15 protein-coding genes are annotated in these 20,150 nt (G+C 30.2%); 6 read left to right on the forward strand and 9 right to left on the reverse strand.

The window, feature by feature from the left end; all coding sequences use genetic code 11:
* Window positions 1-65 precede the first annotated feature (65 nt).
* Genes PVA18_RS02775 through nuoI form a run of 3 tightly spaced genes read left to right on the forward strand, consistent with a single transcriptional unit; the run spans window position 66 to window position 1,763 of the window.
* The gene (locus tag PVA18_RS02775; protein WP_045804563.1) at window positions 66-524 is read left to right on the forward strand and encodes a HesB/IscA family protein; all 459 of its coding nucleotides are present in this window, start codon (window positions 66-68) and stop codon (window positions 522-524) included.
* 14 nt (window positions 525-538) lie between these two features.
* Window positions 539-1,246: a signal peptidase I gene (gene lepB, locus PVA18_RS02780; RefSeq protein WP_045804562.1), complete on the forward strand. Its 708-nt coding sequence runs from the start codon at window positions 539-541 to the stop codon at window positions 1,244-1,246.
* A gap of 7 nt (window positions 1,247-1,253) precedes the next feature.
* On the forward strand, window positions 1,254-1,763 hold the full coding sequence (nuoI, locus tag PVA18_RS02785) for an NADH-quinone oxidoreductase subunit NuoI (RefSeq protein WP_045804561.1): 510 nt from the start codon (window positions 1,254-1,256) through the stop codon (window positions 1,761-1,763).
* A 143-nt stretch (window positions 1,764-1,906) separates the two neighbouring features.
* Here nuoI and PVA18_RS02790 read toward each other — a convergent pair whose 3' ends face one another.
* From PVA18_RS02790 to PVA18_RS02820, 7 genes are all read right to left on the reverse strand, one after another.
* A complete protein-coding gene (locus PVA18_RS02790) occupies window positions 1,907-2,185 on the reverse strand; it encodes a hypothetical protein (protein ID WP_045804560.1) in 279 nt (92 codons plus the stop codon).
* A gap of 201 nt (window positions 2,186-2,386) precedes the next feature.
* On the reverse strand, window positions 2,387-4,231 hold the full coding sequence (gene typA, locus PVA18_RS02795) for a translational GTPase TypA (RefSeq protein WP_045804559.1): 1,845 nt from the start codon (window positions 4,229-4,231) through the stop codon (window positions 2,387-2,389).
* A gap of 1,986 nt (window positions 4,232-6,217) precedes the next feature.
* A complete protein-coding gene (locus PVA18_RS02800; protein WP_045804558.1) occupies window positions 6,218-7,078 on the reverse strand; it encodes a DUF3023 domain-containing protein in 861 nt (286 codons plus the stop codon).
* A gap of 388 nt (window positions 7,079-7,466) precedes the next feature.
* Window positions 7,467-8,168: a DUF3023 domain-containing protein gene (locus PVA18_RS02805; protein WP_045804557.1), complete on the reverse strand. Its 702-nt coding sequence runs from the start codon at window positions 8,166-8,168 to the stop codon at window positions 7,467-7,469.
* Window positions 8,169-9,592: 1,424 nt separating this feature from the next.
* Window positions 9,593-10,471, reverse strand: coding sequence for a DUF3023 domain-containing protein (locus PVA18_RS02810; RefSeq protein ID WP_045804556.1), 879 nt, complete (start codon window positions 10,469-10,471; stop codon window positions 9,593-9,595).
* Window positions 10,472-10,686: 215 nt separating this feature from the next.
* Window positions 10,687-11,583, reverse strand: coding sequence for a hydroxymethylbilane synthase (hemC, locus tag PVA18_RS02815; protein WP_045804555.1), 897 nt, complete (start codon window positions 11,581-11,583; stop codon window positions 10,687-10,689).
* 964 nt (window positions 11,584-12,547) lie between these two features.
* Window positions 12,548-13,843, reverse strand: coding sequence for a bifunctional folylpolyglutamate synthase/dihydrofolate synthase (locus PVA18_RS02820; protein WP_045804554.1), 1,296 nt, complete (start codon window positions 13,841-13,843; stop codon window positions 12,548-12,550).
* 413 nt (window positions 13,844-14,256) lie between these two features.
* On the opposite strand from PVA18_RS02820, the gene gatA reads away from it, so the two are divergent.
* From gatA to prfB, 3 genes are all read left to right on the forward strand, one after another.
* On the forward strand, window positions 14,257-15,720 hold the full coding sequence (gene gatA, locus PVA18_RS02825) for an Asp-tRNA(Asn)/Glu-tRNA(Gln) amidotransferase subunit GatA (RefSeq protein WP_045804553.1): 1,464 nt from the start codon (window positions 14,257-14,259) through the stop codon (window positions 15,718-15,720).
* A 9-nt stretch (window positions 15,721-15,729) separates the two neighbouring features.
* A complete protein-coding gene (locus PVA18_RS02830) occupies window positions 15,730-16,473 on the forward strand; it encodes a YebC/PmpR family DNA-binding transcriptional regulator (protein WP_045804552.1) in 744 nt (247 codons plus the stop codon).
* 342 nt (window positions 16,474-16,815) lie between these two features.
* A protein-coding gene (gene prfB, locus PVA18_RS02835; protein WP_143339984.1) for a peptide chain release factor 2 occupies window positions 16,816-17,917 on the forward strand; the annotation gives its coding sequence in 2 pieces (ribosomal slippage) (window positions 16,816-16,890 and window positions 16,892-17,917; 1,101 coding nt in all).
* A 120-nt stretch (window positions 17,918-18,037) separates the two neighbouring features.
* On the opposite strand, the gene PVA18_RS02840 is transcribed toward prfB, so the two are convergent.
* Window positions 18,038-18,370: a DUF721 domain-containing protein gene (locus PVA18_RS02840; protein WP_045804550.1), complete on the reverse strand. Its 333-nt coding sequence runs from the start codon at window positions 18,368-18,370 to the stop codon at window positions 18,038-18,040.
* A gap of 53 nt (window positions 18,371-18,423) precedes the next feature.
* A complete protein-coding gene (locus PVA18_RS02845; protein WP_143339985.1) occupies window positions 18,424-19,854 on the reverse strand; it encodes a hypothetical protein in 1,431 nt (476 codons plus the stop codon).
* Window positions 19,855-20,150: the final 296 nt, after the last annotated feature.

Consider the following 20,150-nt stretch of genomic DNA (forward strand, 5'->3'; position numbering starts at 1 on the left):
TATAATTTGACACAAAAAAAAAATATGATATATTGCTTGTTAATTTTTAATTCGGTATTGTATATATGTCAAACTTAAAGAGTGCAGACTTAACCCTTACAGAAAATGCTGTTAATAAAATTAAGCATTTAATCAATCAAGAAGAAGATGCAGGTTCTCTTTTATGTTTATCTGTTTCTGGTGGTGGATGTTCAGGGTTTCAATATAATTTCAACATTGGTAACATAAATACATTCCTTGCTAATGAAGAAGATGAAGAAGATGAAGAAGATGATTATGATTTTCTTGATGAAGACGACGAAGAATATGATGATGAAGATGAGTTAGAAGGAGGAAGTCGCGCAAAATTTACTGTTTTTGATGAAGAAACAGGAAAGCCCCTATTATTGATAGACAAAGCATCCAATGATCTTCTAAAGCACTCTATAATAGATTATATTGAAGATATCAATGGGTCAAGGTTTATAGTAAATAACCCAATTGTAAAATCTAAATGTGGATGCGGTAATAGCTTTTCTATATAAGTAATGGTATAAATTTGAAAAAACGTTATTCTTTTATAAAGTTTTCCTCAACTATATTTCTCGCCTTAGTTGTAGCCTTATTGTTGCGGGTCTTTTTATTTGAGCCGTTTCACATACCCTCTGGCTCAATGAAAAGTACGTTGTTAGTAGGTGATTATATATTTATCAGTAAGTATAGTTATGGTTATAGCAAACATTCTATTCCCTTTTCACCACCAATAATAAGAGGCCGCGTTTTTTCTAGGTTACCAAAAGCTGGTGATGTTGTTGTATTTCGTCCACCTAAGGAATCAAATCTTCATTATATAAAAAGAGTTATTGGGGTACCTGGTGACAAAATACAGCTTATTAATGGCTTCCTATACATTAATGGGCAAAAAATGAAGTATGAAAAATTAGACGACTTTATTGATGATGATGGAAAGGTAATTACTCGCTATTTGGAGACTTTATATAATGGAAATACTCACGAAGTGTTAGATGAAATTTCAGACAGTCCACTTGATAATACTCCTGTGTATAATGTACCTGAGGGACATGTTTTTGTTTTAGGAGATAACAGAGACAATTCGCGAGATAGCAGGTTTATTACAGATGTTGGATATATACCTCTTGAAAATATCGTAGGTAAGGCTCATGTAGTAGCATTGTCATTTAAAAAGTCTGATACTGTGCTACCTTTTACAATAAGATTAAATAGAATATGGCATACTATTAATTAGAGTTATTATGATTTACAGGACAAAAAATCCTAGATTGTTGATTATTATAAACTTGATACGGAGTATTTTCATTAACTGTAAGGGTATGTATATTACTTTACGTTACATGTTTAAACCGAAAGTAACATTAAATTATCCTTTAGAAAAAGGTCCTTTAAGCACAAGGTTTAGAGGAGAACATGCATTGCGTAAATATAAGAATGGAGAAGAACGTTGTATAGCATGTAAATTGTGTGAAGCCATATGCCCAGCTCAAGCAATCACAATCGAAGCTCAAGAACGAAATGATGGTAGTCGTCGTACGGTACGTTATGATATAGATATGACAAAATGTATATATTGTGGTTTTTGTCAGGAAGCATGTCCTGTAGATGCAATAGTAGAAGGTCCAAATTTTGAATATGCAACAGAAACAAGAGAAGAACTTATGTATAACAAAAGTAAGTTACTTCATAATGGACAAATATGGGAGGAAGCTATTGATTTAAGAATAAAAAAGAACAGTCAGTTTTACTAACAGAGAATTTTTATAATGAATTCATATCTTTACATAGCTGCAGTACTCAAGGTTTTTGCATTTTGAAAATAAGATATAAACTCTATTAAAATTAAAAGATAAAATTCAGTAATTTATCTTCATAATTCTTTTAATCACATATATCAAACAAGCAGCTCATTCCTAATCTTTAGCGCTCTTTTATAGTTTAAATATACATTATTTAGCAATTCAATTATATCGTGATTATTACAAGATGATATAACACTTATATCAGATTTAATTGTGTTACACTTATAATTTAATAAATCTACTAATTCTTTCTCTATATACTGAAGATCTTGTACTGTTGCAAAATCCAATTGTTTTAAATACTCAATTTGTATACCAATAACATTTAGTATCTGCAATTTTATCTCAACAATATCATGCAATATAAACACTAAAATCCCCCATTAACATGAAATACATTCCCACATTTCTATAGAAGATTAGTTATTATAAATCTCTACCTTTTTATTTAATAAAAGAATGTTAAAATACTTTGTTAATAAAAATTCAACTCTTGTTAAAAAAATTCATTCTCATGACTGAGTACTACAAAATTACTACCACATGATTCTCTAATAAAAAAAACGAAAAATCTAAACTATATTCTTACTAGCACGAGAAGCACGCTTACGTTCATTAGGGTCTAAATATTTTTTACGTAAACGAATAGACTTAGGTGTACATTCAACTAATTCATCATCATTAATAAATGCTATCATTTCTTCTAAAGTCATTATCTTTGGTGGAACTAACCTTATTGCCTCATCTGAACCCGCAGCTCTTATATTAGTCAATTGTTTACCTTTTAACACATTTACATCAATATCATTTTCACGATTATGAAGCCCAACAATCATACCACAATATACCTTATCTTGAGGTTTGATAAACATAACACCACGATCTTGTAAATTAAATATCGCATAAGCTACTGCATCACCTTTATCAGTAGAAATAAGAACTCCATTATTTCTAGTAGGAATATGACCTCTATGTGGAGCATAACTATGAAATAATCGGTTAATAATTCCAGTACCATGAGAATCTGTTAAAAATTCTCCTTGATAGCCTATAAGACCACGTGAAGGGACCAAAAATATCATTCTTACTCTGTCCTTTCCAGATGGACGCAAATCTTGCATATCACCCTTACGGAAACTTAACTTTTCCATAATAACACCACTATATGCTTCATCTACATCTATAACAACTTCTTCTATAGGTTCTAAAACTTGTCCTTTTTCACCCTGTTGCAATAAAACACGAGGTCTAGACACAGATAATTCAAAACCTTCTCTTCTCATTGTCTCTATTAATACTCCAAGTTGTAGTTCTCCTCTTCCTCCAACTTCATACGCATCACCCTGTTCTGTTTCTTTAACTGTAATCGCCACATTTGTCTCAGCTTCAGCTATAAGTCGTGCTTTAATAACAGTTGATGTTAATTTTACTCCTTCTGTTCCAGCAAATGGTGAATCATTTACACCAATAGTAACTGCCATTGTCGGAGGATCAACAGGAGTTGATGTAATAGGAAAATTAATAGAGTTATCAAGAATACTATCAGATACAGAAGCCTTCTCAAGACCTGCTACAGCAACAATATCCCCAGCTTTTGCTTCTTTAATTGATATACGCTTTAACCCTGAAAATGCTAAAAGCTTTGTAAGCTTACCATATTCAACAACTTCACCAGATAAATTTAAGACTTTAACACTGTCATTAACTCGTGCTGTACCAGTATATATTTTTCCTGTTAATATTCTACCTAAAAATTTATCTGACTCTAATAAAGTCAACAACATACTAAATGGTGCATCAGCATCATAAGATACAGGCTTAACATGTTGAACAATTGCTTCAAACAATGGTACTAAATTTTCTCTATTATCAGATAAATTTTTAACACACCATCCATTTCTCCCTGACGCATATAATATCGGAAAATCCAATTGTTCATTAGTAGCATCTAGATTAATAAACAGCTCATATACTTCATCTAATACCTCATCTATTCTACTATCTGATCTGTCAACCTTATTTATAATCACTATTGGTAATAACCCAGCCTTCAATGCTTTCGACAAAACAAACTTAGTCTGAGGCATAGGACCTTCTGAAGCATCAACAAGTAGTAAAACTCCATCCGCCATTGACAATACTCTTTCTACTTCTCCACCAAAATCTGCATGCCCTGGAGTATCAATTATATTAATTTTCTTACCTTGCCAAATAACAGATGTACATTTTGCTAAAATGGTAATACCACGTTCACGTTCTAAATCATTATTATCCATTACCCTTTCAGCTATATCTTGATTCTCCCTAAACGTACCACTCTGTTTTAACATACCATCTAATAGCGTTGTTTTCCCATGATCAACATGAGCAATAATTGCTAAATTACATATTGACTGATAATCACCTTGTGACAACATAATATCTCTTAAATTTTAAAATTCTACACACTAACTTATAGCATACATGTTACTAATCAACAAATACTGATTTAATAATTACTGGTATCTATTTATCCAAAACAAAAATATTTAAACTCTTTAATAAAATAAAAAAACAGTAATTTATATTGGACTATTATAAAAAAATAGCTACTTTATCTCTTACATTACAGAAATCTGAAAATTCAGAAATTATTTAATAAACAATATTATTAGCCTAATTTAAACACTAAACTAACCATCATTAAAAAATATTTTTTTAACTCACGTATCTTTTTGCTTATTTAAAATCAAAACCTGACTGCTACACACCATAAAACTAATAAACCTTTTCATATTCTCTTTCATACAAAATTTGTTCTACATCCACAGCATCTCTTAATCTTAATTACTAATTAAAACTACTTTTCACTATAACCTCTTTCTGTATTAGGATTATTTCCATAATACTTTGCATCAATTATCTCAATAAGTAAGCGAAAAGTATGGCACTAAGCTGAAGATTAATATCTTTAAGATCTTTTCTCGTTTAGATAAAGCACCTTACTTACATCAAAACACATTACTTGAGTACAACTACATAATGTATATGAGTAATTGTTTCACTTATTTTTCTATACTAATCTATAGTTACTGACTTCATCAAAAATTTTCGTCAATTGAGAATCATATCTTGGCTAATCAATATAAACACCATATTGGATAAACATTGTTGTAAAATATAAAACCTTTAAACACTAATAAATCTTCCAACTTATTAGCTAAATATATCTACCTTGTGATTATTATATCTAATATATTACTAAATCTATTATATCCCTAGAAAATGTGTAGTATTTTACCCCTTTAATAAAAATAAAACTACTTGTATTCAGCAGAGATAACTCTCTATCCTTAGAATTCTAATAACCACACACATAACTAACCATTAGACATAATAATTACTGTAAAGAAGCTTTTTCTGCTAAAAACTTTTTTCAATTAATAAATAATATACTTCATCAATATAAAATATTATATCAAGAGTATATTTCTTGGTATAGATACGATTTTCTAAAAATCATCAATTATAACTTCTTGTACTAATATTCTTATACAAAACAATCCTAAAAGCCTAAAATTTATAAAGTTCTACTGCCTCTATCATCAGCATAATCTATATAATATTTTATATTGAACTATTATTTTCTCTACGATTGGACCTCTGCAATATAATTTATTTTTACTCAGTATTTGTCTCCATATACCGATAGTATATCCTACTACTACACCTAAAAAAATGAATTATCACTACTTACTTACCAATTTCTCTAATTCCTATTTTCTTTCACATAACAATAAACCTTCTTTTTACTATAAGAAAATCTGCATTTAACTATACAACATCCGTTAAAAATTAAATTTTTACCATAAAGTCTCCATGTACCCTAATTAATACAAATTTCCATAATTACTGAAATTTATTCCAACAAATCCTCCATGTTTACAAAATACCTGAAATACTTTATTAGTAAATCCACAAGACATTTTGATGAACATTCCGTCCATATGAACTAAAAAGTACATATGCAATTTAGATAACTACTAAATGTCCAAGAATACTGCTTACTAGATGACTTCTTCCATAAAGTATCACATGTATTTATGGATTTAGTAATATGCACCAACACTTTTATTATATTTTTCTAAATTCCAAAAATAGATACCCGTTTTAGCACTCAATTATGATCTTTACAATTCCTAAACATTTATCACATGACACACTACTCGTATTATTCCCTTTTTTTACATACTCATTTAACATAAACCCCACTTATAAAACCAAGCTGCACGAAAATTTTTGAAATTAATACCATATAACCTAATATGTTATATTGACAATTTTATATCATACTCATGCCAATAATACCTACCATAGATAACTCAGAAATAGAACAATCACTTAGGGTAATTTATAAAGTATTATTATAGACATCTTCTAGACCTTCCATATGGCCTCTGCTGTGGTAATTCAATCCCACTACTAATAGAAAGATGCATTAATTCTGTTATTACTTCCATCCCTAACTGATACCTCTGCTCACTTCTTTCTCTTTCTTGTGCTCTCCTTCTTTCTTCTAAGAATGGCTGAGATTCTACTGCACATTGCATTTCATAATCTATATTCAGTACTTTAACAAGACTTTCTTTAGCTGCTTGTTCTTCATCAGTATTTCCCTGAGATTCTTTCTCACCTTTTGGAAAACAACTCTGACAGCATGAAGAATCATCAGGTTTTCTTTTGTCTACTATAAAATCTGCATCTAAGTCTGAAAAATTTTCCAAGTCATAACGTGCATTAAACACCTTATCATACGGTCCTCCAGGTACTCTACATAATATAAAATCCCCATACGTATTAAGATTAAAACAAATAAGTCTTTTCTTTCTTAAGAGGCCCTGCGGATTAACTAACCTAGCATGTACATGCCGCATAAATCTCTCAAGATTGTATTTGTTAACTCGAAAGTACACATGAAATGCTGCAGAACAAGTAAATGGCCCCATATTCCGCCTACCTACTAACGCACGTAATTCTGAATCTTGTCTTATCGCCTCAGATGGTATACGACCTTTCATTAAAAACAAAGTATCTCCTGTATTTGGAACAGTCAAATCCTTACCCTTATGATCTTGAGTAAGACGTACCAGCATCTTACCCCTAGGTCCAGTATTACCTATTACACAAGCTGAACTTACCTCTAAACCGCTGCTAGCAGATGCTAGCTTCCTGCACAAAATCTCATTATAACTTCTTCTCTTTTCTAAACATTCACTACCTAACATATAAATAACCGTAAATCGTATTACAACATTTTTCCTACAAAATACTGATATTGCAGAAATTTCTTAACACCTACAGTATAGTATTGAAAGCTATAATACAAGATTTATATTTAGTAAAAAAATACTATCTACTAATCTAATACAACTATAATCTTCGAAAAATTTTATGTTACATCCATATAAGTGATGCCTTTGAATTCATTATTACAGAATTAGGTAATAATTTTAAATGCAGTTAATAAATTTCATTTAACATCAGTTGACATTTTTTATTCGTCACTTGAGTCTGAATACAGATTCATACTGACATCACATAAAATTGTTCAAATATCTAAGTGTAGATTGTTATGACTTATAAACAAAATTAATAAATACTGTTTTACTATGATCAAGGTTCCATATTACGCACATTAGGCTCAACATACTCAATAGAAAGATTCATTAACTGTGTTATCACATCAATTGCTATATTGTCAGTATCTTTACCTTCTTCATCACTACTACTACTATCATCCCGCTCTATACTTACTGTTTGCTGCTCTTTAACATACTTCTTATAATCTTCACTTGATAAACATTTTAAATTAAGATTACCCAAATTTTTTAAATCTTGTGCCTCACAAAAAATATCAGAATAAGGTCCACTACGTACTCTAGACAATATGCACTTCCCATAATTTCTCAAACTTTTAAACTTTGTAAGACCTCGTGAAATATTAGATGCTAAATGCTCCATAAATTCTTCAGTATACTGTTGCGTTACAAAGTACACGTCTATACTATAATGACTACGCAATATTTTAGGAACACCACCCAGCAAATCACATAATGCTTTATCATCACGTACTGTATCAGCTGGCAATCTACACTTCAGTAAAAATAAAGTTGCCCTACTACCACTTGTATCTGGAAGAAGTAATTCCCTATTCCTATAACCTAAGCAGCCTTCCTGTATCACCATCTCACCTGTAGCTCCAGTAACACCTATCGGATAAGCTGCTCTCACATGAAGAATATCATTGTTTAATAACTTTTGACATAACTTATTATTGTGCTCTATCCTACATTTTAACAAATCATCACCTAACATATAATATAACCATTATTTTTATAACACTTATTCAATATAGTAACTCTTGTTATAAAAATTTTAAAGTATAAACTGTCTCTATCAGTATAAATTATCAAAATATTTTGAATATCAACTTTTATAAGATTCATCATTTTTCATCAATAAAAATAAATACCTTATACAAACAAAATGTTACCCTAACATAATTAACAACCCATTTCATTAGCTATATAATCAATTCCATATGGAATCCCACTTCCACTAATATAAAAATACATTAAAAAACCCCATCCATAGCTACCAGACAATAATATAAAAATTTTCTCTTAGCTAAAAATAGTAGGCATCAACAACTTTAATTGATAAGTAAGCACTACTTCATTCTTATAACAATACTATATTCTTAATTAATTAGTTCAATATTGGATACTAGATTCAACATACAAGCGAAAAATACCTTTTAAGGCTTCCACCACTTACCTGTTTATTGCAACCTACTTTCCTGAGCGCTTCTTTACCTAGAAACTTAAACTGTACATTATATATAACACAAGAATAACACCTTATAATTCTTCACTATTTAGCTGGTTATTATGTTTATTACTTTCCTAGCATATCTTATATTTCAAGATATTATATCACCTGATACAGGTCCTACATTATTTTATTTACTCTATCTTTTGATATACAAGAAATACTACTCTCCCTTGACTTTAATCATAAAAAGTTTTCACATAATCCTACACAATCATCTAAATCTTGTGCTTAATAAAAATCACTGTTGTATATAACCTACTACATACACTAACTGATCTTATTTAGTGCAAATCACTAAGATTTATCATAAGATTAAAAAAACTTCCACAGAACATGTTTATAAATACATCACTAGCAAACCTGCTAATTATCATTAATCTATTGATACATACAAACTTCCATATTACTGACAAACTAATACTACTAGATTATATAATCCTAGATCTTTCATTACTATAATCTTTACATCTCACTTTTAGTAAAATATCAGTTAGAAAATTAAAATATGTATCAGATTGTACCATTATGAGTTCTAGAAGCATGTACCAATATTTAACATCAACACTACTTTATATATACTGACTATAGTGATATTTTCTTATATTTTTGCTATATCCTAAACTTCCATCATCAAACATACTTAACTGTTATAATTTATAATAGTCTTCTGCTATATGCTATTCATAAGTATAAACTAGTTCACCTATGAGCAATTATTAGTATACTAAATATATTCTAATGCTTCAAATGGCAACCTTAATAACTTTTATAATGATTTCAACAGTAATATAGATTGAATATAAAATAAGAATAACTACCAATACATATACTTAACACCATTTGTTAAAAGATATTACTCCAAAATAACGGTTTTAATTAAAAATACCATCCTTATTAGATATACACTACCTATTTAATCCCTGACTGTCATCCTTCGTTATCGCTTTTTCCAAACAAATAGAAAGATTTTGTAACCCTATTATTACTACGTCTGTTTGTTGCCTAATAGAAAGATTTTGTAGACTTGTCGGTATTACTGCTCTTTGCACCTCATCAGTTTCTTCTTTAGATCCCGACACTTCACCCTCTGCACCTAATGGTAGATCACCATCACTAGACACTGATCGCACCATTATCCATTTTGGTTCATCTGTTCTATGTCCATCATCTCTCACAAAAAAATCTGCTGGTAAACCTACAACATCCTTTAAAACAGTTAACTCAGAAAAGCGACTATCTCTCCGTATTCCACGCACTCTAACATACACTAAGTTTACTATATCAAAAAAACTTGGAACAAGATTATATCCAAGACATTTTGATTGGGCCTGTACTCTGTTGAAAAAAGAGTAACAATGTTCTGGCTCAACTAAACAGTACAATGCTATTCTGGTATCAGGAAGTACTGGATTGAAACCTACAAGATCTCTTAATTCTGGATTTTCCTCTAACATGCTACGTGATAATTTACCCTTCACTATCCAAAGACTTTTTCCAGCACTTAAAGGTAATATACCAGGAATTTCACGTTCACTAATTGGACATATACCCATAATTTGTTCCCTAGAGAGAACAGGGGAATCTTGAACTACAGGATCTACCTTAGAGAAAGATTTCTGACCTAGATGGGTCTTACTTATCTTAACCTGTAACTTATTATCAGTCCTAGTAGCACCTATTACATAACATCTTGAAATGTATATGTCTTTTAAACCTTTTATTGCTCTACATAATCGAGCATTATACACCTGCAAAGATTGCAAATTTTCTTTACTACCTAACATAACCTTATTATAAATTTACAATAAATTAATACCTTGAATATGACATAATACACTTACTCAATATTAAGTATAAAAAATAATTAATCCATCTGTCAAGTACACCACAAGCATGCAAATATAATAAAAATTATATAACTCTCATCTGTTTAAATCTAAAATGAGTATTTTAATATAACAGATTAGTAATCCATCAACAAATTTTTAAACCATATTTTTTAATAATGCGTGCTCAACTTATCTATTAACTTATTTCCTATATCAATACCCGATTTTTCTGCATCACATTCTTTAAAGTAGCAATCTAAAAATACCATATTTTTTTCATTTGAAAGCATACAAGACATATAAATTGTATCATTATCAACGTACTGAGCAAGTGCTGCTAATGGTGTATCACAAGAACCATTGATTGTTCTCAAAAAACTTCTTTCAGCCATTATACAAACGTAAGATTTATGACAATTCAAAACTTTAATCTTCTCTATTATATTATAGTCATTAGCTCTACACTGAAGACCTATTGCCCCTTGCCCTACTGCACTTAACATCATTTTAGGATCTAACACCTCTTTGATTACATCACACCTATCTATTCTGATTAATCCAGCTTCAGCTAATACTACACCATCATACTCACCAATATTAGACTTCAATATTCTAGTATCTATATTACCTCGAATAGGAACTATTTGAAGATCTGGACGTAAATAATTTAGTTGTACTTTTCTCCTTACAGAAGATGTGCCTACAGTTGCATTAAGAGGAAGTGACTTTATATCTTGATACTTAGAGGAAATAAAAACATCATATGGATTACTACGTTTTAGTATACAAGGAATGATCAATCCTTCACAATAAAAAGCTGGTATATCTTTTACTGAATGTACAGCTAAGTCCACCTTTCCTGCTAGCAATGCTTCTTCTATTTCTTTGATAAATAACCCCTTTCCACCTATAGTACTCAAGTGAACTTTATTATTAATGTCTCCAGAAGTCTTAATCTTAACAATCTGAATATTAATTTCAGGAAAATATCTGTTCAACAGATTTTTAACTTCCAACGTTTGTGCTATAGCTAAAATACTACCTCTTGTTCCAATCCTTATGTTCATAATAAATTAGCAAAACATTTATAATAACCTAATAATAACAAAACTATACACTACATGCTACAGCATTGCATATTTATAAATAAATTAACACTACATTATGAACAAAGCAAATATGAAAATTAATATTATAAATTTCAATATTACAATAAATATGCCATTAAATTTTACATTATTTGTAATCCTATGCTTAAAAAGTTTGGCATTACTTGATTTTAAATCTGAAAAAACAACTTAAGATCTCAAATATAGCAATTTTAAAATTCCTTGCAAAATATTAATAATACATCCACATTAGATAAGAACCTCAGCATGATAATGGAAAGATTATAAATTATAAACTTAATTTCATAACATGAGAACGTGGCTGCTACAAATATAAGATAAATAGATAAACTTACAAAATATAAAATTACTATATAATAAAATTAGGTCTCGTACTTATAAAATCAGAACAGGAAGAATCCATGTCTGGGATATACCACCAGTTAAATTTCTCTATTACCAGTATGAAAAATGTGTCTACCACTCAAACACAGAACAAAAAATAAGTTCCTGAATATAAATTTGCTATATAATTAAACATGACATACTGCATACACCATTATAGATCACAAGAAATCTTGGCAACTTAAAAGCTACAGCCTAATATAAAATGATATATCCTATTTTTTTGGTTAATTTTAATATGAAATCTTGTAATATGACAGCCTAATTTCGGATTAAACATACATTGATTCACAATAGTATTACAGAAAAATATTTTTTGTTTTCCAACATACATAACTTCTTCTATTAAAATTCCCAAAAACAATAATTAAACAGTATATTAGGGAACTAAACTTATATTTATAATGTGATAATTTTACAGAAAGATATGCCCAAAATATACTTATCCTTACAAAAATTCCTAAAGACTAATAACAAGCTATATGTATCAATACAATACCTATAAGGTAAAAAGTTACTATTTTATACCATTCTCTAATAAAACATCCCCAGCCAAAAACAATGATCCACAAATTAAAATTGCAGACTTCTTATTATGATCTCCTACCTGCAATATTTTAGAAATTGCATCTACTAAAGTCTCAGACGCAACCGCTTCTATACCTAATGATAATGCAGTTTGTAACAGCTCTTCTGCAGTTTGCGCTCTCGGTTCAGATTTCACACAAACACTAGATAAAAATTTTATATGAGGCTTTAGATGACTTAAGAATACAACACTATCTTTTTCTCTAGTCATTCCAATAATAATATATAAATCCCCTAACTCATTATTCTGTATCCAATGCGACAACATTTCAGCACCAGCAGGATTATGAGCCCCATCCAAAAATAATTGCCACAGTTGAGGTATCATTGTAGATAAAAAACCAGTATTGATTCTTTCCAATCTAGCTGGCCAATAAGCTTGTGTTATACCTTGAACAATATTTTCATAATCTATATTATATCCAAATTTACCAGAAAGTATGCTACAAGCAGCAATTGCATTGCCTGCATTTATTATCTGATGTTCTCCCTGTAATGAAGGTAGAGGAAAAAATAATTCATCAACACTATTTTTAAAAAGCATACTATCTCCTCTTTTTTCACAAAACCAATCAATTCCCCCTCGATATAATGGAACGCTGTTTTTAATTGCATAATACTCAAAAACTTTCATTATAGAATCTTGGTTCTGAGGAGCAACAACACACGTGACATTCTCCTTCATTATCCCAGCTTTCTCAGCAGCTATTAATTCAACAGTATCACCTAATACTTCTGTGTGTTCTAATGATATTGCAGTAATTATATTCAATATCGGGTGTACTACATTTGTTGCATCAAGACGCCCACCCATACCAGTTTCTAGTAATACAATATCTGCTTTAACTTCCGAAAATGCAAGTAATATTGCTGCAGTTGTACCTTCAAAAAAAGTAAGAGGTATACCTACACTTGCTTCTCTACAAATTTCTAGAACATCATATAAATATTTATCAGATATTTTCTCCCCAGCAATTATAGCCCTTTCATTAAATTCTATTAGATGTGGTGAAGTATAAATATGTGTTTTTAATCCCGCAGCATTTAAAATATAACGCATAAATGCTATAGTTGATCCTTTGCCATTAGTTCCAGCAACATGTACTACTGGAGGTAATTTTTTTTCAGGATTACCTAAATTATTCAAAACCTGCTTAATTCTATCAAGAACCATATCAGATGGTCGAAAACCTAAAGGCTTTGGCCAGTGTGGCATATATACCATATCTTATCTCCCTATTTTAAAGAGCAACACATATCATAAATTCATAAATAATAACAAATGAACCTATATTTCAAACGTCCTTACTAATATAAATACATCTATATCTTTTTATTTGAATACTATTAATTAACTTTCAGGAAAACTGGATCTTCAAACACATTACAAATTCACAAAAATTACTTTACCTAACCGTCCCATAGTTGCTATAACCAAATTATATATCACAAATAAATTTTCATAAAAGGAGAACATAAGCTTTTCACCAAAATAATACCTGTTATTAAAATAAATATCACATATATTCAATAAATTAATCTTAATTAATCAACTATATTCTTAAATAATCAAAAATTTAATTGTTTTATCCCAAATAATATGGTAACTTACAGCCACTCTTATCTATTTACTCAAACATGAAAGACATTTTAAAATTATCTATTGCAGAAATGCATGACAAATTAAGAAAAAGAGAATTTTCTGCTGTAGAACTCACTAAATTTCATATTGAAACTGTTAATAATGAGAAGTTAAACGCTTTTGTAACTAAAACACCAGAAATTGCTTTAAGTGCAGCTGAAAAAGCAGATTATATCTTTACACATCAAAAAGAAAAGTTAACCCCTTTAACTGGAATTCCAATAGGTATTAAAGATTTATTTTGCACAAAAAATACCAGAACAACAGCATGTTCCAATATATTAAAAAATTTTGTTCCTCAATACAACTCAACTGTTACTCAGCAACTACTTAATAATGGGGCTGTCATGTTAGGAAAGTTGAACATGGATGAATTTGCAATGGGATCATCAAACTCCAATAGTTGCTTTGGACATGTAAAAAATCCATGGATAAGGGCAGATGGAGTAGAAGTTGTCCCTGGAGGATCATCAGGGGGTTCTAGTGCTGCTGTAGCAGGATTTTTATGCGCAGGGGCTCTAGGCAGTGATACAGGTGGTTCAGTACGTCAACCTGCAGCATTTTGTGGCATAGTAGGGCTGAAACCAACATACGGAAGATGTTCAAGATTTGGTATGATAGCATTTGCTAGCTCTCTTGATCAAGCAGGCGTGTTAACACGCACAGTAGAAGATTCAGCTCTAATGTTAGAGTCAATTTGTGGATATGATACTCAAGATTCAACCTCCGCTAATATACCTGTCCCTAAATTTTCTGAAAGCATCACATATAAAATTAAAGGTAAACGCATTGGCATACCAAAAGAATATGAGTTATCAAGTAAATATCAAGAATACACTGAAATCTCAGAAATGTGGTCCAAGGGAATACAATATCTAAAAGATGAAGGAGCTGAAATTATAGAAATTAGTTTACCACATACAAGTTATGCGCTCCCTGTATATTACATTATTTGTTCTGCAGAAGCATCCTCTAATCTTGCAAGATATGACGGGGTAAGATATGGAACACGCATACCATCCGATGATATTAACGAGATGTATGAATTAACACGCGGATACAATTTTGGAACAGAAGTAAAACGAAGGATACTAATTGGAGCATACGTATTATCATCCGGATATTATGATGCGTACTACAATAAGGCACAGCGTATCAGACATTTAGTAACAAATGACTTTATCGAATCATTCAAGAAAGTTGACTATATATTAACCCCAACCACTCCTAAAGAAGCTTTTGCAATAAATGAACAATTGGATACATTAACCATGTATTTAAATGACGTATTTACTGTCCCAGCAAGTTTAGCAGGACTACCTGCTATTTCAGTTCCTATAGGGTTATCAAAAAACAATTTACCTCTTTCCTTACAAATAATAGGTAACTATTATGATGAAGGAGGAATTTTAAATGTAGCTAGCATTATAGAAAAACATACAGGTAGAATTTTAAAATAGAGGGTAATCATGGCTGGTCACTCACAATTTGCAAATATAAAACACAGAAAAGGAGCTCAAGATGCAAAAAGAGCTCAAAAATTTACAAAACTAACAAGGGAAATTATTGTCGCTGCAAAACAAGGATTACCAGATCCAGAATTCAATTCTAGGTTAAGATCTGCAATCATTGCAGCAAAAAAAGAGAATCTTCCTAAAGATAAAATTGATGCTGCAATCAAAAGTGCAACTGGGAATACTCAAAATGATCATTATGAGGAAGTAGTATATGAGGGTTACGGTCCAGGAAATATAGCTTTAATGATTCAAACTTTAACTAATAATCGCAATAGAACAGCAGCTGAATTAAGACATGCTTTATCAAAGTATAATGGTAAATTGGGAGAATCTGGAAGCGTAAGTTTCCTTTTTAACCACGTAGGAGTAATAGCCTATAAAGCTTCATCTATTGATAGCTTTGACTCATTATTTAACACTGCTATAGAACTACAAGCTTTAGATGTTGAAGAAATTATACAAGATGACACTCAAGATAAAATGTATTACGTCATTTGTAATGTTCAAGATTTTGGTAATGTAAGAGATCACCTATTCCATAAATTTGCTGATGCTGAGTTTTCTAGATTATTTTGGAAATCAAGTGATATTTTAAAAATAGAAGATGAAGAAATACAAAGAAAAATTTTAAGTCTAATGGATTTATTAGAAAATAACGATGATGTACAATACATAGATAGTAATTTTACCTTCTAAGGTTATATTACTAAGACTTAAGAGTTAAGTATCCTAATATTATTAGTGCTTTTATCTTTATTTATCGCTATTGAATGTAGTATACATACCTAAATTACATAGTAAGTATGTATATGAAATGACAAGTTTATTGTTAAACAAAATTTCCTATTTCTTTAAAATAATCAGATAAAGTTAATTTTTCTTTAATAATTTATATCTTGCCTTCGTAACACAGGTTTTGTATCCTATAATTAGCTATTCGATTATGGTATTTATGTTAAAGTTGTTATTATGCTTATTTTTATTGTATATTCTAATAAATCGAGTAAAATCTAACAGTTAGTTTTTCTTATTACTATTATGATCACAAAATCCTATGCTGATGAAGAATTAGTAAGTTTAGGCAAGGCTTTGCAATTGATTCGAGGTTACCTTTGACATTGATAATTTAACAAATTCATTAGCTGATCTTAGTGTTCAGTGTTCTAGTACGTCCTTGTGGGATGACAATTCTTTAGCACAACGTGTTCTATTTGAACGTGCTAGAATATCCAAAGCTCTTAATTCATTTACAGAGTTAGAAGAGGAGTATAATTATTATCGTGAACTGCTAACTATTATAAAAAATGACACAGACGAACTACTTAATGAGTTAGAGGTAGGTTTAACAAAATTAAAAGAAAAGGTCAAAAAAAAAGAAATTGAATGCCTGTTTTCTAATGAAGCAGATCACAATGATTGCTTTATAGAAATTCAATCCGGTGCTGGAGGGACAGAAAGCAATGATTGGTCTAGCATGCTTCTTCGAATGTATGTGAGATGGGCAGAGATATATCATAATTTTAAAACAGAAATTGTTTACAAGCTAGATGGCGAAGAAGCAGGACTAAAGTCTGCTACCATAAAGGTAACAGGAGATAATGCATACGGGTGGGCAAAAACTGAAAGTGGTATTCATAGATTAGTACGTATCTCTCCTTTTAACTCAAACGCTAAGCGTCACACTACTTTCTCAAGCATATTAGTTTCACCAATAATTAATGAAGATATTAACATTGAGATCCTTGATAAAGATTTACGAATAGATACATACAGAGCATCCGGCGCAGGAGGACAACATGTTAATAAAACAGAAAGTGCTGTACGGATTACACATATGCCATCTGGAATTGTAGTACAATGTCAAAATAATAGATCTCAACATCAAAATTTAGCTGAAGCACATAATTTATTAAAAAGCAGACTATATCAACTAAAATTACAAGAAAAAGAAAAAAAAATGGCAGAAGAACATAATAAAAGGTGCAATATAGGATGGGGGAACCAAATCAGATCTTACATTATGCATCCATATCAAATGGTAAAGGATATACGTACAGGACACGAAATTGGCAATGTAAATTCCGTATTAGATGGAAATTTAGATTCACTTATTATATCAGCACTAACAACAAAAATATAGTATACTTAAAACACAGTTTTTTATAACTCAATAACAAAAAATAAGTAGAAAATCACCCTCCCACCTTATGGAAGCATTACACTTTATACAAATATTATTGTATATACATGAAAAATTTACTTAAATAGTATAATGTTGCCTAATTTTTACTGCATGCACTACCTTAAATCCAAAAAAAATGGAAATTTTTTCTATAATAACTGGAATGGCATACTGTATATTAATTGCAACACCTCCATTATTTACCATAATATATAGAATTCCTGTATTCATACTATCTAAAAATGATAACCTTTTTGGTTTAGCAGCTTGTGATATTTCCTTTCCAACAATACTATTCCAATTTAAAAAAAGAAGTACTTCAATTCTGCTAATATGATTCTTATTACACTTATTCAATATCAACTTCTCAATAGCAGCCCCTATATTCTTAGGACCAGATCTAAACAACATATTATCCTTCCTTGTAATTGACTACAACTTTCTACTTTATTAAATTTACATCTTTACATACCAATACCATGACTAAAACATTCAACATTAGAATTATCAACTACTGGCTCACTTGTCGTTACATTACATAACATTATATCTTGTACAGACCTAAATTTTAAAGAACAAGGTACAACTTCTAATGTTGTTACACTAGAGTAACATTTGGACATTATATAATTCCTTGCACAATCTATCAATTGCTCATTAGTACAAAAAGCACCTAATGACTTTGATATTACTTTTAATGCACTTGAGATTCCTAATCCTAGCAACTTATAGCTATTAAGATTAACTCTTGCATATAAATCACCATTTATTATATCATTCACTTCAGCAATTAAATTACTACTTCCAACTGAAGATAATATTTCTTTTAAAAAACTATTTGTTGCAGTAGCAAAATCTGTACCCCGACACTGATAAGAAGCAATAGCAACCATAGCAGCTAATATAGTATTACCATTACGTATCTCAGACCTTATTAGCTCACTAAAAGTCACACCATATTTTGTATAGTAATCGTTATACAGACAACGATACTGAGATATTGCACGATGCACCTTACAAAATTTATATCTTATTTTCTCAAATAATTTAGGAAAAATTTCTGGGTCAGAAGTTATGCCATTCTGCACTATATAATCTTGTAGCAATGTAATTTTAGCAAACAATTTCTTATCGTTATTCAATCTAGACCCTCTGCCTAATACCATTGAAGTACTAAAATTTATTAAAAGAGCCATAGTCAATTGACCATCACTTTGATTAATCCATAAACTTTCTGTTCCACTTCTTATAGAAGTATCAGATGGAACCACCAAACTACTATCACTTGGACATGACCTAAACATCTCCTTTAATAATAACTCATATAAACTCATCTGCTCTTCACAATCACCAGCACTTTCAACCTTATATCTCAACATACCTAACGCACCTTTTATACTACTACACATAGCACTATAATTACAAGTCAGTGACAACACACCATCCTTCATTTCTGGATATTTAATATAAAAGCGCATTTTAGAAGTAATATCCTTGATTGTTGACGGTCTTTTATTGACTACTATAAAAATACCTCTACCACTTACTTGAGCAATACCTTGATTACTCGTCAACAACATACATTTACGATCAGAATTCACCACTACATCAACTACTCTTGTAGCACATAATCCATATTTTTTTTGAGTTATATTTAATACAATGTCTTTTTCTCCATTGAGATTTATTCCAGTTGCAACTCTATCATATTTTATCTCAACAATCTTACTGTTAGGATCAAGTCTATTTAATTGATCATCAGACAACGGTATAAATAAAGCAATTTGCTCATTTTCTTTAATAGATGGTAACGTACTGTGAATTTCTGTAGTGTCTTGACAAGCTAAAATAGCACGTGTAATAAAAAATGACATAATTCCGCTTGCTACTGTCATAGCTATACCAAGAACTATGAAACACGGTGTACTATATGTAATATAGATTTTACTCAGAAGAATTGGTAAAATTACAGCAAAAAGCAGGATACCTAATAATATAAATAAACACAAAAATTGAGACTTTTTCATAACCTTTAACCTTCTAAAACCAGTTCACTAAGATTAATATATGGAAAAACACATTATAACACATAATGTATTACACTAAAATTGAAAAATATCTTCTTAAGAAGTTTATGTTAATCAATTTAAAACTAAGACATTACTTTGACTTTTTTAGGCATAATACTAGA

The sequence above is a fragment of the Ehrlichia muris subsp. eauclairensis genome (assembly GCF_051097115.1).
Taxonomy (GTDB): domain Bacteria; phylum Pseudomonadota; class Alphaproteobacteria; order Rickettsiales; family Anaplasmataceae; genus Ehrlichia; species Ehrlichia muris.

Excerpts from the sequence above, each read along its gene's own strand:
- PVA18_RS02775 (WP_045804563.1), top strand. The coding sequence starts at position 66 with ATGTCAAACTTAAAGAGTGCAGACTTAACCCTTACAGAAAATGCTGTT.
- nuoI (WP_045804561.1), top strand. The coding sequence starts at position 1,254 with ATGATTTACAGGACAAAAAATCCTAGATTGTTGATTATTATAAACTTG.
- typA (WP_045804559.1), bottom strand. The coding sequence starts at position 4,231 with ATGTTGTCACAAGGTGATTATCAGTCAATATGTAATTTAGCAATTATT.
- PVA18_RS02800 (WP_045804558.1), bottom strand. The coding sequence starts at position 7,078 with ATGTTAGGTAGTGAATGTTTAGAAAAGAGAAGAAGTTATAATGAGATT.
- PVA18_RS02805 (WP_045804557.1), bottom strand. The coding sequence starts at position 8,168 with ATGTTAGGTGATGATTTGTTAAAATGTAGGATAGAGCACAATAATAAG.
- PVA18_RS02810 (WP_045804556.1), bottom strand. The coding sequence starts at position 10,471 with ATGTTAGGTAGTAAAGAAAATTTGCAATCTTTGCAGGTGTATAATGCT.
- hemC (WP_045804555.1), bottom strand. The coding sequence starts at position 11,583 with ATGAACATAAGGATTGGAACAAGAGGTAGTATTTTAGCTATAGCACAA.
- PVA18_RS02820 (WP_045804554.1), bottom strand. The coding sequence starts at position 13,843 with ATGGTATATATGCCACACTGGCCAAAGCCTTTAGGTTTTCGACCATCT.
- gatA (WP_045804553.1), top strand. The coding sequence starts at position 14,257 with ATGAAAGACATTTTAAAATTATCTATTGCAGAAATGCATGACAAATTA.
- PVA18_RS02830 (WP_045804552.1), top strand. The coding sequence starts at position 15,730 with ATGGCTGGTCACTCACAATTTGCAAATATAAAACACAGAAAAGGAGCT.
- PVA18_RS02840 (WP_045804550.1), bottom strand. The coding sequence starts at position 18,370 with ATGTTGTTTAGATCTGGTCCTAAGAATATAGGGGCTGCTATTGAGAAG.
- PVA18_RS02845 (WP_143339985.1), bottom strand. The coding sequence starts at position 19,854 with ATGACAGTAGCAAGCGGAATTATGTCATTTTTTATTACACGTGCTATT.